Origin of the sequence: uncultured Brachyspira sp., assembly GCF_910588665.1 — a bacterium.
Lineage (GTDB): Bacteria > Spirochaetota > Brachyspiria > Brachyspirales > Brachyspiraceae > Brachyspira.
In genome coordinates, this window is the sequence record NZ_CAJUPR010000020.1 from 1 (window position 1) to 13,424 (window position 13,424).

Sequence of the window (13,424 nt, forward strand, 5' to 3'; positions counted from 1 at the left end):
TTAATTTTGATGAATAAAGATGAATAAATCAGAAAATTTTTTATAAATATTATTAAGATGATAATAAAAAATACTGTTTGGCAGGTATATAAACTGTAATTTTTTAATTCTAATGATTTAAAAAAATTATAAAAAAAAGAAAAAAGTGCTAAACTAAATTAAACTTTATTCCGAGAAGTCCGAAAATTATTATATAGCAAAATGAGAGTTCAAGTATTCGGCGGTCTCGAACTCCCTATTTGCTTAGTTGATACCATATAATTTATAAGGATATTATATAGGCTTATCTATCCTTATATAATAGAATTTAATGGTATTTTGGCAACTTCATATAGTCTTTAAAGATTGTCGGAATACCTTAAATTCTCTTTAAATATTTTTTGCCAATTAGGCATGGATGCCTTTTTGAATAAATATCATGGAGGATGACGATGATCATCAATAATAATATCAGCGCTATAAATGCGCAGCGTACTTTAAAGTTCAGAAATGTGGATCTTTCCAAAGATATGGCTGCTCTTTCATCAGGATTAAGAATCAACAGAGCAGGAGACGATGCTTCAGGACTTGCCGTATCTGAAAAAATGCGTACTCAGATACGCGGTTTGCGTCAGGCTGAAAGAAATACTCAGGACGGTATATCTTTTATTCAGACTACCGAAGGATATCTTCAGGAGAGTCAAGATATTCTGCAGAGAATCCGCGAATTATCAGTACAATCTGCCAACGGTATTTATACAGATGCCGACAGAATGCTTATTCAGGTTGAAGTTTCTCAGTTGGTTGATGAGGTTAATCGTATTGCAAGCCAAGCTCAGTTCAATACTCTTAATATGCTTACAGGAAGATTTGCAAATCCTAATGAAGGCGGAGCTCCCGTTGCTTCTATGTGGTTTCATATGGGTGCAAACATGGACGAAAGAAGAAGAGTTTATATAGGAACTATGACTGCAGCCGCTTTAGGTTTGCAGACTGCTGACGGCGTAGGCTTATCTATCTCTTCAATAGATAAAGCCAATACTGCTATAGGATTAGTTGATGAAGCTTTAATTAAAGTTTCTAAACAGAGATCCAACTTAGGCGCTTATCAAAACAGATTGGAGCTTACAGCTCAAGGCTTGATGATTGCTTATGAGAATACAGCAGCTTCCGAAAGCAGAATAAGAGATACCGATATGGCTGAAGCTTCTGTTAAATTTGCTAAAGATCAAATCTTAAGTCAGGCTAATTTAGCTATGCTTGCACAGGCTAACACTATGGGACAAGGCGCTTTGCGTTTGATTCAGTAATTTAAGTTCTGATAAAAAATAGCAGGTTTTGTTAATTTTAATGAAGCCTGCTATTTTTTATGTATTATTTTTTAAACTCTGAAGTCTTTATATAAAAAGTTACCGTTTTTATTTTATTAATATTATATATTTTACTTTAATTATGTTTTTAATAATATTGAAAAAAATATCAGTTATACTATACTAATATTTCATACTTTTAATAATATATTAATTAAGGATTTTTTTATGACAGTTCAGGAAGAATATTTTCAAAATTTAACAAAAATGTTAAAAGAAAAATTTGTTAGAAAAGGATTTGCATTCGACAGCTTTTCAAATAAAGAAGATGCAAGAAAATTTGTATTATCTCTTATAAAAGAAGATGATACTGTAACTTTCGGAGGAAGCACATCTGTTAATCAAATCGGAATACTTGAGGATTTAAAGAATTATAAAAATTTTATAGACAGAAACAATAAGGAATTAAAAGCTGAAGCCGAAATAAAAGCTTTTACAAGCGATGTTTATTTATGTTCTGCCAATGCCGTAACAAAAAACGGAGATATCATATCTACAGACGGAGGCGGAAACAGAGTTGCAGCAGTTATTTACGGACCTAAAAAAGTATTTATAATAGCGGGAAGAAATAAAGTATGCAATACCGAAAAAGATGCCTTAAAAAGAGTAAGAAATATTGCGGCAGGCGAAAACTCCATAAGGTTTAAATTAGATAATCCATGCTGCGTTAATAATATGATATGCGATGAAGATAACTGCGATATTGAAAAAAGATTATGCGCCTATACCGCTATAATCAATAAATGTCATATAAAAGACAGAATACATATAATATTTATAAATGAAGAATTGGGATTTTAATATTTAAGATAAGCAGATTTTATTTATTATCTTAAAATTTCATTTTTGTATTTATCAAATAAAGTTCCTGTAAAATCTGTTTTCTGAACGGCTTCTTTTAGTCCAGCAGCATCAATAGTATACTTTTCTCCGTAATTATTCGGTCTTAGGGATAAAGTTCTGCAGTTTATTAATTTCTTAAAAAAATCAATAATTTCTTTCTCCTGAACGATCCCGAATGCGGGTGATACTGTGTATAATATATCAAAGTTATCTGCCGAAGATCTCATAAAAGGTTCTGCGGATTTATATGCCGAATTATCAAAACTATACTGAACCACAGGCATATTTTCATCTATACGGTCTTTATACCAATTTATGCTTATGCTCAGCTGATTATTTCTAGAGGCTATATATATTTCCATATCATCATTTTTTATAGTCATTGTAATGGTTTTTGTGCGGGTATTGTCATAAGTAATTTTTCTTATTTTCCAATTATTATAATATTTTGTAACAGCCGCAGGAAATACTTCGGCTGAAATTATTAATAAGCATATAAGCGCATATATAATTTTTTTCATCTGCATTCTCCTTTTATTTTAATGATATAATTTATTTTTAATACAGTTTTCTGAAATATAATAAAGTTTAATTAAGCAGAGGCTTTATATCATTATACCATTTATTTATATAATTTTTAAACTCTTCATAGGTTATTGAAGAGCTTAAAAGCTTTTTAGCATGCCATGGAGATATAATATCGGTAAGGTCTGATGAAGCATCATTATTATTAATATTTTTTATATATTCATTTAATTTTTTTATAAGGCTGTTTTTATTTATATCCTCTTCTAAATATCTTTTAATTTCTATTTTGAATCGCTTATTGCCATGCATCAATTTATCATCATATATTGATGTGTTTTTTAATGCTGCTGATTCTTTTGTTAAAGTAAAAATATCTGTATTATGCGGTATTTTGCATATTAAGTTTTCAAAGTGATTTTTATAGCTTAAAAGAGAGTCTGATGTATTTCTGTAAATATTGTCATAGCATTTAACTTTTTGATTATCATTAAGCCTTTTATATTTTAAAGATTCGAAAGTTTTTAATTTATTCATTTTAAGCATGTCATAAGCCGTTGCGTTAGAAAACTTTGAATGCGTTTTATCATCAATATGACAGAAATCGCATCCTGCAAGAAGTATATATTTAGGATTAAGCATGCAGGCTATTCTTAAGGCAGGCATTATGACGCTTCCTTCCATACAGAAATATATATTGCCGCTGCTTTCTTCTATAGGATATAATATTTTTTCAAAGCTTTCATTATGAGAAAAATAAAATATTCTGTTATTTTCAATATTCGTTAAAGGAAACGGATATGCGCTGTGCGTTGTAAATATATTAATATCTTTATTTTCTTTTTTTATAAGATCTGCCGTATGTATGGATGAATAAAATCCTCCATCAGTAGAAACAACGGCATTAGGCTTAATATTATTCTGTATTAAGGTATTAAAAGCATGGGATAGAACAATAATAAAATGGGTTTCTGATAATTCAGCGATTTTTTCTATATAGCTATCAATTGAAGCTCCTGCAGATACCAGTAAAATAGGAATGCTCTTATTTAATATATTATGAAAAGTTTTTATTGAGTATCCTTTATTAAAATGCATATTATATAATATATTTCTGGACCATATAGGCGCAAAATAATAATTTGAAGTCAGAGACATTAATTTTTCTTTTATGCACTCTAGAATACATATATTAATGCTGCTGTAGTATTCGCCTGCTTCCTTATCTGTATTTGAAGCTCTTACATGTCTTATACATGCTATTTTTTCTGCATCGCTGTCATTTATATAAAAGTTAAAAAACCTGCTTACCGCTTCAGTATCTTCGCTTAATATAATAATAATATTTTCAGAATTATTTTCTTCTATTTCTATATTTTCTAAAATAAGCTTTGCTATTTCAATGTCTTTTTCTATTATTAAGGCTTTATTTTTATTATTTAGAGATAAAAAATACTGTATATGGTAGAATGATGCTATAGATAAAAATATTCCGATATGCTCTTTATTATCTGCTGCAAACTGCTGTATAAGTCTTTTAGCCTCTTCAATAGGATTATATAATGAAGTTAAAGGCTTATTATTATGCATAACTGAAAATAAATTATTTTTAGTTTTTTTTAACTGATATCTGCTTTGACTGCATTTATACTCTGTCAGCTTTTTTACAGCATTTAAATTGTATTTATTTTTTTTCAGAAGTTCAATATTTTTATCTAATATGCTTTTGCTTAATATATTATTTATCATATTCATTCTCTTTTATTTATTTTTATATATAAGGCAGAATATGCATATTAAAATATTCCGTATTTTTCTATTAATTCATAAGCAGCATCTTCATCATCTTTTATTTTATTATATATTATAAGTTCGGGTCTATATTCAAAATGTATAGTGTCGTAATTGCGCCATTTTCCGCCCCATATAAATCCATGATTTTCAAATACATTTACAACTTCTTCAGGAGGATGCCATCTTTTATCATAAGGCACGGCATACCAAGCTTTATTATTTACCCTAGTCCAAGCCCAATATATCTGCTTTCCGTAATTTTTTTTAGGCAGAGTGTCGAAAGCAACTCCGTAGCTGTGATAACTTCTGCTTGCGCTTTTTGAAATTATCTTCCATACATAGCCGCTTACAATTTTAAGAGAATTCAGAAACTCTTTTACATCTTTATTCGTCTGAGATATAAGTTTTATTTCTGCGCTTACATTGGATAACGGTTCATATACATAATTATGCACTCTTACTTTGTATCCCAATATGCTTTTTGTACTTATATTCTTAATCATGCTTTTTTCGCTTGCACCGTCATACAGAGTATCTAGGAATTTATTATTAATATATTTTGTATTATTGACCCTTTTTTTATAGTATTCCTGAAGCTCTTTAGTTTTTTCGGGTGTTTCCTCCTCCACTTTGGGCATTCCTTTTACAGTATACTGATAAAATCCGAATGGTATATAATTGTCCTGATTAGTCATATCTTCATCTGTAAGTAATTTTCCGTCAGCCCAATTAAACCATGTTTCATCAAGATAAAATCCCAATTCTCTGTTTCTTATGGAAGGAGGCGATATTCTGTTGGAGTATGCCAAATGCAGAGATATAATTTCCAATGTTCCAGGTCTTATAATAATATCTCTTCTTATTGTTTTTTTATTTTCTTTCTTAAGTTCAAGCTTATTAATATTCATATCTGCAGTTAAATTCGATGTGTTGTTTATATATATTATTCCCACTGCGGATATTGATGAAACTATTATTGTTATAAGAACTATTGTAAAAATTTTATATTTGGAGCCTGCTTTTATAATAAAGCTCATAAGCGCTAGTACAGCTAATATTGTTAATATTACTAAAGTATATTGCAAAACAGTCATATTTTTAATTATCTCTGATTTTTATATAATATATGCATAAACCTTTTTATAACAAAGTTTACATAATATAATAACATATATCGGCATTATATTCAAATTTATTACATTTAAAAAAATTATATTTAAGTAGGAAGTTTTATTAAAAAAGAAGGAGTTAAAAAAATGGGCGATGACGGGATCGAACCGCCGACCTAGTGCTTGTAAGGCACCCGCTCTCCCAGCTGAGCTAATCGCCCTATTAATAAAAACGATGACTTATATTATCATACAATAATAAAAATGTCAAGCGGTTAATTTGCCGAACCAGTTAAATTTTATGTTTATATTATAAAACTTTATTAAACTATTGCTAAAATAATAAAAAATGTTATTATTTTACATATAAATATTACAAATTAAGCAGAATTTTATTAAAATGAATATAGAGTTTTTACTATCGGCAACATTTGATAATAGGCGGGTTATTCCAAGCAAAGACAGATTATTTAAAGCTGTAGTTTCTTCTTTAAATGAAGCAAATATAAATCCGCTTGTAATGATTTCTGAGTTTTCTTTAATAGAAGACGGAAATACTCTTATATATTCTTTTCACCCTTCTGCAGATCCTGTATATTTTGAGTTTAAAACCGACACTTTATTTATAACTATAAGTACGGGCGCTTTCGGAGCAGGATATCATAAGTTTATAGTAGGCGTACTTGACAGAATAGCAAGAAGGCTTGATATAGAGTTTATAGAAGACAGCTTTCATAAAGATCCGAGCGGCTATTTTAAAAGCAGAGATTTTGAGGCTTTAAAAAAATTTTTTATTAATTCTTTGGCTGAGTATTCTAAAATGCTTATAGCTCATCATGATAAAGGCTTCAGCAATTTTATGATATCAATGCCTTATGAGTATCCTGTAATAGAAAAAGAATATTTTGCAATATCTTCTTTAGGATATTGGGGTAAAAACTGGTTTTCCGATTTTATAGATTCCGAAGAAGAGGACAGATTTGCATTAGCTTCAGATTTTTTTATATGGGACAGCGATGAAATGAATGCAAAATTCTGGTTTAAAAGCTTTGTAAGTATGATATGGCTTTATTATCCTTTCAGAGAAATTATTGATGATAAAGAAAGAATAATGTATAAAAAAATTATGTATTCTTTTCAGGAGGCTTATAAAAAAGACGATTCTCTGCGCTATCCTTGGAATATACTTATTGATATTGCGCATTATTTGGATGATTCTAATCTTGCTAAGTTTATAGAGAATAAGAAGAATATTCATAAGTCCGATATAGAAATAGGATTCAGATTGGAGAATGCAAGATATACGGTAGCAGCAGGATTTACTATAAGTCTTCCTATGCGTATGAATGTATTTAAAAATGATAAGTCTCTTATAGAGTTTAAGGATATCAATATATATATAGCTATGCAGGTTTATTCTTTTGCAAATGAAGAGACTGATATAATAATGGAATATGTTTTAAAGCAGATAGATATTGCAGGAGAGGATAAGGGAGAAAAGCTTGATATAAAATCTCATAGCTCCGATATAGAAAGCATTGTATATGAAAAGGAACTTGAAGAAAACGATAATATAATAACTGCCGTATGCGCCGCTAAAAAACTGGCTCTTCTTGCTTGGTTCACATACACAGATAAAAAGTACAGAGATATATGCATAGAGGCTGTTAAATCAATAGATATAGAAAATTAACATAATATAAAAAATTATGTAAAGTAATTATAGCAGCTGCCGATAATTTATTTATAGTTAATTAATAAGGCGGTATTTATGTTTAACTTATATGAAGAACTTACAAAAATTGAGATACTTCTTTCAAAAGAGATAGATGTATATAAAATAATATTGGAAGATGAAGAAAAAAAAGTTAATTCTATAATCAATACAAGACTTCAGGATATACATTTGTATTGCGATCATCAAAATGAAAAGATGAATGAGGCTAATGAGCTTAGAAAACTTAGGGAAAATATAATAGATTTGATAGTATTAAATAAATTTCCTCATTTATCCGAAACAGCTACATTGTCCGATATTATAAGAAGAATACCTCTTAATAAAACAGCCAGAATATCTGCATTGCGTCTTGAATTGGTTACATTAATTGCAAGACTTAAGCATTTAAATAAATTAGCGCCTAAGCTTTTTGATGAAGCTTTAGATTTATTTGCAAATATGAAGGAAGTTTTAAATGAAAGCAAAAAAATGGGCTATAACAACAAAGGAAAAGAACATGTTGTCAATAGAAAATTATCGGTATTGGTAAATAAGCAGGTTTAATATAGAATATTTATATCTTAATTTAAGCGTACGGTATTATTTATGCTGTATGCTTATTTTATTTTTAAAAATAAGTGTACAAAAATATTGCAAAATTATGAAAACGGTATATAGTATTACTTAAAATAACAATATAAAAATTAACGGATAAAAAAGTATGAAAAAAGTAAATTTAACTGGAAGACATTTTATTAATTTAGAAGATTTTACAAGCGATGAGCTGTCTGCATTAATAGATTATACTTTTGAATTAAAATCAAAGCTTAAAAGCCATGAAGAAATCAATATTATGAAAAATAAAACTATGGTGATGTATTTTTCAAAGCCAAGCCTAAGAACTCGCTTAAGTTTTGAAATAGGTATGAAAAAATTAGGCGGAGATGCTTTTGTATTAAAGCAAGATGAAATTATACTTGGAAAGAGGGAAAGCATAGAAGACAGCGCAAATGTTATTTCAAGATACTGCGATTTAATTATGATAAGAACTTTTGCCCACAGCGATATTGAAGAGTTTGCAAAGCATTCAAAAGTGCCGGTTATAAACGCTTTAACGGATCTTTCGCATCCCTGCCAGATTATGGCTGATTTATTTACTATGAAAGAGCATTTCGGAAAGCTTAAGGGCTTGACTTTATCATATATAGGAGACGGAAACAATGTATGCAATAGTCTTCTTACAGGCTGTTCTATGCTGGGAGTAAATATTAAGGCTGCCGTTCCTAAAGGATATGAACCCGATTCAAAAACTTCAGATACTGCAAAAAGGTTTGCAGAAGAAAACGGAAGCACTGTTGATATTATGAACGATGTTAAAGAAGCTGTAAGGGGATCTGATGTTGTATATACAGATGTATGGGCTTCTATGGGGCAGGAAAGCGAAAAAGAGGAAAGACTTAAAGTATTTAATGGCTTTACTCTTACTAAGGAATTATTTTCTCTTGCGGGCAAAGATGCTATAGCTCTTCATTGTCTTCCCGCTCATAAGGGCGAGGAGATAAGCAAAGAGGTATTTAATATGAATGCCGAATATATTTATACTGAGGCGGAAAACAGAATGCATGCACAGATGTCCATAATGAGCGCAATAATAAAATAGCAAAACAGCATAATATTAAAATAACAGCATAAATAAAAAAATATTTAATATATAAAAGGAATTTATTATGAAAAAAAAGTTGGTATTAGCTTATTCAGGCGGATTGGATACTACGGTTATTATACCATGGCTTAAAGAGAATTATGATTATGATGTGATAGCGGTATGCGTTGATGTGGGTCAGGGAACGGAAACCGACGGACTGGAAGAGAGGGCTTTAAAAACAGGAGCCTTAAAGTACAGATTAATTAAATGCGCAGATGAATTTGTTACCGATTATATTTATCCTATAGTAAAGGCTGAAGCCGTATATGAAGGAAAATACCTTTTAGGCACTTCCGCAGCACGTCCTTTGATAGCAAAAAAATTAGTTGATATTGCATTTGAAGAAGGGGCTTCTGCAATAGCGCATGGAGCCACAGGAAAAGGAAATGATCAAGTAAGATTTGAATTAAGCGTTAAAGCATTGGCTCCTAATTTCGAAATAATAGCTCCTTGGAGGGAATGGGATATATCTTCCAGAGAAGAAGAAATTAAATATCTGGAGGACAGAAATATAGAAGTTCCTATGAAAAAAGACGATTCATATTCAAGAGATAAGAATCTTTGGCATTTATCGCATGAGGGCTTGGAGCTTGAAGACCCTGATAACATGCCCAATTATGAAAGACTTCTCAAATTGTCGAATACTATAGAGAATGCTCCTAATGAAGGGCAATTTATAGAGATAGAGTTTGAAAAAGGAATACCTATTAAAGCAGACGGAAAAACTTTTTCTCCTTCTGATTTGATAAAATATTTAAATGAAATAGGCGGCAGGCATGCCGTAGGTATTGCGGATTTAGTTGAAAACAGAGTTGTGGGAATGAAATGCAGGGGAGTATATGAAACTCCTGGCGGTACAATTCTTTATGCGGCTCACAGAGAACTTGAACATTTATGCTTAGACAGAGAAACATTATACTTCAAACAGGCAGTTTCCAATAAATTTACAGACTTGGTATACTGCGGAAGATGGTTTACTCCTTTAAGAGAGGCTTTAAGCGCATTTGTAGACAGCACTCAGGAAACCGTAACAGGAAAGGTAAAATTAAAATTATATAAGGGAAATATTATACCTGCGGGCTCCTCCTCTCCTTATTCTCTTTATAATCATAGTTTGGCAAGCTTTACAACGGGCGAATTATATAATCATAATGATGCTCAGGGATTTATTACTCTTTACGGGCTTCCTATGAAGGTTAATGCCTTAATGAAAGAAGAGCTTAAAAAAAACGGAGTTAAATAATTAATTTATGAAAGAAAAATTATGGGGTGCGCGTTTTTCAAAACCTCTAAATAATAAAGCCAATGATTTTAATTCTTCATTATCTTTTGACTGCATAATGTACAGAGAGGATATTTTAGGAAGCATAGCGCATGCACAGATGCTGGGCGAATGCGGTATTATTCCTATAAATGAAAGCGCTGTTATAATAGATGCCTTAAAGCAGATTTTAGAAGATATTGAAAATAATAAGCTTCAATTTGATTTTGAGCTTGAAGATATTCATACTCAGATTGAAAAATGGCTTATTGACAGAGCGGGAGAAATAGGAAAAAAACTGCATACAGGAAGAAGCAGAAATGATCAGGTGGCTCTTGATATCCGTATGTATTTAAAAAACAAAAACGAAAATATTAAATCTTTAATACTGGATTTAATTTCCGTTTTAATAGGCATTCAGAAAAAACATACAAAAACATATATGAGCGGATATACTCATCTTCAAAGGGCGCAGGTTATTACATTTGCGCATTATTTGGGCGCTTATGTTGAGATGCTTAAAAGAGATTTTGAAAGATTAAGCGACGCTTATAAAAGAATAGATATAATGCCTTTAGGCGCAGGAGCTTTGGCATGCTCTGCATACAATATAGACAATAAAAAAACTGCCGAAACTCTTAACTTTAAAAATGTTATGCTGAACTCTTTGGATGCAGTATCCGACAGAGATTTTGTTATAGAAATGCATTCCGTTTTATCAATAATTATGATGCATTTAAGCAGATTCTCCGAAGAGCTTATTTTATACTCATCTTCGGAGTTTAATTTTATAGAGTTTGATGATGAGTTTACAACAGGCTCAAGCATTATGCCGCAGAAAAAGAATCCCGATATACTTGAGCTTATAAGAGGAAAAACAGGAAGAGTATACGGCAATTTATTTTCAATATTGACAGTAATGAAATCCCTGCCTTTAGCATATAATAAGGATATGCAGGAGGATAAGGAGGGTATATTTGACTCTTTAAAGAATACTGAAAACTGCCTGCTTATACTTCCAGATGTATTAAAGACAATGAAAGTCAATAAAGAAAATATGCTTAACTCTGTTAACGAAGGTTTTTTAAATGCTACGGAGGTTGCCGATTATCTTGTAAGAAAGGGAATGCCTTTCAGAGATGCGCATGGCTCAGCCGGAAGGCTTGTTGTATATTCTATAAATAATAATAAAAATCTTTCATCTCTTACCATAGAGGAATATAAAAAAGAGTCCGATTTATTTGAAAACGATATTTATTTATGCATAACTCCAGAAGCTCAGATTGAAAATAAAACTATGATAGGAAGCCCAAGTTCTGCTGCAGTAAATGAAGTAATTAAAATAAATGAAGAATGGTTAAAATCTAAAGTATAAATAATAATGATATGCGGTGAAAATAGAAAACCTGTTTTAAGATTTAACGGATTAAATATAAAGAAGTTTTGGTATATATAAAAATGCTATAAATTAGTTGACAAAATTATATTTTTAAATTATACTTATAGGCAACAGTACCCCCAGCACCTAGCGTTTATACGATGTGTCCCATGGGGGACATTTCTTATAGAGTTATTTTATGGATTTTAAACCTCCGCGTTCGTATAAAGAACAGCTTCAGATTATAAAAGATAGAGGCTGCATAATAGATGATGAATGCGAGTGTATAGCCGTACTTGAATCTGTAAATTATTATAGACTAAGCGCCTATTTCCTGCCGTTCAAAAATAAAAACAACACATATAAAGGTAAATTGTCTTTTAATAGAGTTTATTCAATTTATGAGTTTGACCGTAAACTGCGTAGTATATTATTAACAGCTTTAGAAGAAATTGAGATTTTTCTGCGCGCCAAAATTGCTTATTTTCATGTTCATAAATACACGCCTATAGGATATACTTTAAGCAAAAATTTTTATAAATGCACAGATGACAAAAAACATATTCAAAAGAAAAAAAAATTTCATGAAAAATTTATAGAAAGTTTAAATCGGGAAATAAAAAATAATGAAAAAGTTTTATTTGTTAAACATCATATAAATAAATATAAAGGTAATTTTCCAATGTGGGTAGCGTCGGAAATATTTACTTTCGGTATGCTGTCTATTTTTTTCAGCAACTTAAAATTAGAGGATAAAAAGGCTTTATCAAGAGATATTTATAACACTATTCCTAAAAATATAGAGAGTTGGCTTCGCTGCTGTACCGATATAAGAAATATCTGCGCTCATTATGGGCGTTTATATTTTAGAACTTTTACGGCAATACCTGCAGGAATTAAGTGTATAGATGAAAAATCAAATAGAAGATTATGGGGAGCAGTATTTGCAATTAAAAAACTTTATCCATTTAAAGATAAATGGAACGATGAAATATTAAAAAAATTAATATCTATTGTGGAAGAACATAAAAAATATATAGATTTAGAACATATAGCATTTCCAAATGATTGGAATGCATTATTGATTAAACTGTAATTAATATTATATATTCCTTTTTAAATTAAATACCTTTAATTATTCGGATAGTATAAAATGAATAAAAACAATAATAATACTCCTCAGATGAGATTTAAGGAGTTTAAAAATACAGGCGAATGGCAAGAAAAATATTTATGGCAAGTCACAATATGGGATAAAAAATTTAAAGGAGTTGACCCCAAAAAACAAGAAAATACTATTAAATATTATTATTATTTAGCAGATGAATTAAAAAAACTGATAAGAGAAAAAGGCACTGTAAAAATATTAACAACTAATAAAACTAATTTTTTTACTAATGAAGAAGAAGTAAAATATACTTTAACTGAAGGTGAAATAATATGTATACCTTGGGGCGGAAATCCTATAATTCAATATTATAAAGGTAAGTTTATTACAAGTGATAATAGAATAGCTACATCAAAAGATATTAATATACTTAACAATAAGTTTTTATATTATACTCTTATAAATCAATTAAAATTAATATCTTCTTTTTACAGAGGCATAGGAATTAAACATCCTAATATGTCGCAAGTTATTGACATGAATATTTTACTCCCTTCTATCCCCGAACAGCAAAAAATTGCAGAAGTATTGAGCACCGCCGATGAACTAATCGACGCAGAGCGCCGCAAACTTGA

General features: G+C 30.2%; 12 protein-coding genes and 1 tRNA gene. 9 read left to right on the forward strand and 4 right to left on the reverse strand.

The window, feature by feature from the left end:
- Positions 1–431 precede the first annotated feature (431 nt).
- Positions 432–1,289 (forward strand): flagellin, encoded by an 858-nt coding sequence (locus tag QZ306_RS10110; RefSeq protein WP_295163571.1) that lies wholly within the window; start codon positions 432–434, stop codon positions 1,287–1,289.
- A 228-nt stretch (positions 1,290–1,517) separates the two neighbouring features.
- Positions 1,518–2,150 carry a lactate utilization protein gene (locus tag QZ306_RS10115; RefSeq protein WP_295163556.1) on the forward strand — a complete coding sequence of 211 codons (633 nt, stop codon included), beginning with the start codon at positions 1,518–1,520 and terminating at the stop codon, positions 2,148–2,150.
- A 26-nt stretch (positions 2,151–2,176) separates the two neighbouring features.
- Here the strand turns inward: QZ306_RS10115 and QZ306_RS10120 are convergent, their stop codons facing one another.
- From QZ306_RS10120 to QZ306_RS10135, 4 genes are all read right to left on the reverse strand, one after another.
- Positions 2,177–2,713, reverse strand: a complete 537-nt coding sequence (locus QZ306_RS10120) for a hypothetical protein (RefSeq protein ID WP_295163557.1) — start codon at positions 2,711–2,713, stop codon at positions 2,177–2,179.
- Between the two features lie 67 nt (positions 2,714–2,780).
- Entirely contained in the window at positions 2,781–4,466 is a 1,686-nt protein-coding gene (locus tag QZ306_RS10125; RefSeq protein WP_295163558.1) for a 6-hydroxymethylpterin diphosphokinase MptE-like protein, read from the reverse strand.
- Between the two features lie 47 nt (positions 4,467–4,513).
- The gene (locus tag QZ306_RS10130) at positions 4,514–5,605 is read right to left on the reverse strand and encodes a M15 family metallopeptidase (RefSeq protein WP_295163559.1); all 1,092 of its coding nucleotides are present in this window, start codon (positions 5,603–5,605) and stop codon (positions 4,514–4,516) included.
- Positions 5,606–5,768: 163 nt separating this feature from the next.
- Positions 5,769–5,841 (reverse strand) — tRNA-Val (locus QZ306_RS10135).
- Between the two features lie 179 nt (positions 5,842–6,020).
- On the opposite strand from QZ306_RS10135, the gene QZ306_RS10140 reads away from it, so the two are divergent.
- The 7 genes from QZ306_RS10140 to QZ306_RS10170 all read left to right on the forward strand — a co-directional run.
- On the forward strand, positions 6,021–7,313 hold the full coding sequence (locus QZ306_RS10140; RefSeq protein ID WP_295163561.1) for a hypothetical protein: 1,293 nt from the start codon (positions 6,021–6,023) through the stop codon (positions 7,311–7,313).
- Between the two features lie 78 nt (positions 7,314–7,391).
- Entirely contained in the window at positions 7,392–7,901 is a 510-nt protein-coding gene (flgN, locus tag QZ306_RS10145; RefSeq protein WP_295163562.1) for a flagellar export chaperone FlgN, read from the forward strand.
- A gap of 157 nt (positions 7,902–8,058) precedes the next feature.
- Entirely contained in the window at positions 8,059–8,997 is a 939-nt protein-coding gene (argF, locus tag QZ306_RS10150; RefSeq protein ID WP_295163564.1) for an ornithine carbamoyltransferase, read from the forward strand.
- A gap of 67 nt (positions 8,998–9,064) precedes the next feature.
- Positions 9,065–10,285 carry an argininosuccinate synthase gene (locus tag QZ306_RS10155; RefSeq protein ID WP_295163565.1) on the forward strand — a complete coding sequence of 407 codons (1,221 nt, stop codon included), beginning with the start codon at positions 9,065–9,067 and terminating at the stop codon, positions 10,283–10,285.
- Between the two features lie 7 nt (positions 10,286–10,292).
- The gene (argH, locus tag QZ306_RS10160) at positions 10,293–11,678 is read left to right on the forward strand and encodes an argininosuccinate lyase (protein WP_295163567.1); all 1,386 of its coding nucleotides are present in this window, start codon (positions 10,293–10,295) and stop codon (positions 11,676–11,678) included.
- A 202-nt stretch (positions 11,679–11,880) separates the two neighbouring features.
- The gene (locus tag QZ306_RS10165; RefSeq protein ID WP_295163569.1) at positions 11,881–12,777 is read left to right on the forward strand and encodes an Abi family protein; all 897 of its coding nucleotides are present in this window, start codon (positions 11,881–11,883) and stop codon (positions 12,775–12,777) included.
- A gap of 57 nt (positions 12,778–12,834) precedes the next feature.
- The coding region (locus QZ306_RS10170; RefSeq protein ID WP_295163570.1) for a restriction endonuclease subunit S at positions 12,835–13,424 on the forward strand (590 nt) is incomplete at its 3' end.

Bases quoted from the DNA above. Each gene is read 5' to 3' on its own strand.
- QZ306_RS10110 (WP_295163571.1), top strand. From the start codon at position 432: ATGATCATCAATAATAATATCAGCGCTATAAATGCGCAGCGTACTTTA.
- QZ306_RS10115 (WP_295163556.1), top strand. From the start codon at position 1,518: ATGACAGTTCAGGAAGAATATTTTCAAAATTTAACAAAAATGTTAAAA.
- QZ306_RS10120 (WP_295163557.1), bottom strand. From the start codon at position 2,713: ATGAAAAAAATTATATATGCGCTTATATGCTTATTAATAATTTCAGCC.
- QZ306_RS10125 (WP_295163558.1), bottom strand. From the start codon at position 4,466: ATGATAAATAATATATTAAGCAAAAGCATATTAGATAAAAATATTGAA.
- QZ306_RS10130 (WP_295163559.1), bottom strand. From the start codon at position 5,605: ATGACTGTTTTGCAATATACTTTAGTAATATTAACAATATTAGCTGTA.
- QZ306_RS10140 (WP_295163561.1), top strand. From the start codon at position 6,021: ATGAATATAGAGTTTTTACTATCGGCAACATTTGATAATAGGCGGGTT.
- flgN (WP_295163562.1), top strand. From the start codon at position 7,392: ATGTTTAACTTATATGAAGAACTTACAAAAATTGAGATACTTCTTTCA.
- argF (WP_295163564.1), top strand. From the start codon at position 8,059: ATGAAAAAAGTAAATTTAACTGGAAGACATTTTATTAATTTAGAAGAT.
- QZ306_RS10155 (WP_295163565.1), top strand. From the start codon at position 9,065: ATGAAAAAAAAGTTGGTATTAGCTTATTCAGGCGGATTGGATACTACG.
- argH (WP_295163567.1), top strand. From the start codon at position 10,293: ATGAAAGAAAAATTATGGGGTGCGCGTTTTTCAAAACCTCTAAATAAT.
- QZ306_RS10165 (WP_295163569.1), top strand. From the start codon at position 11,881: ATGGATTTTAAACCTCCGCGTTCGTATAAAGAACAGCTTCAGATTATA.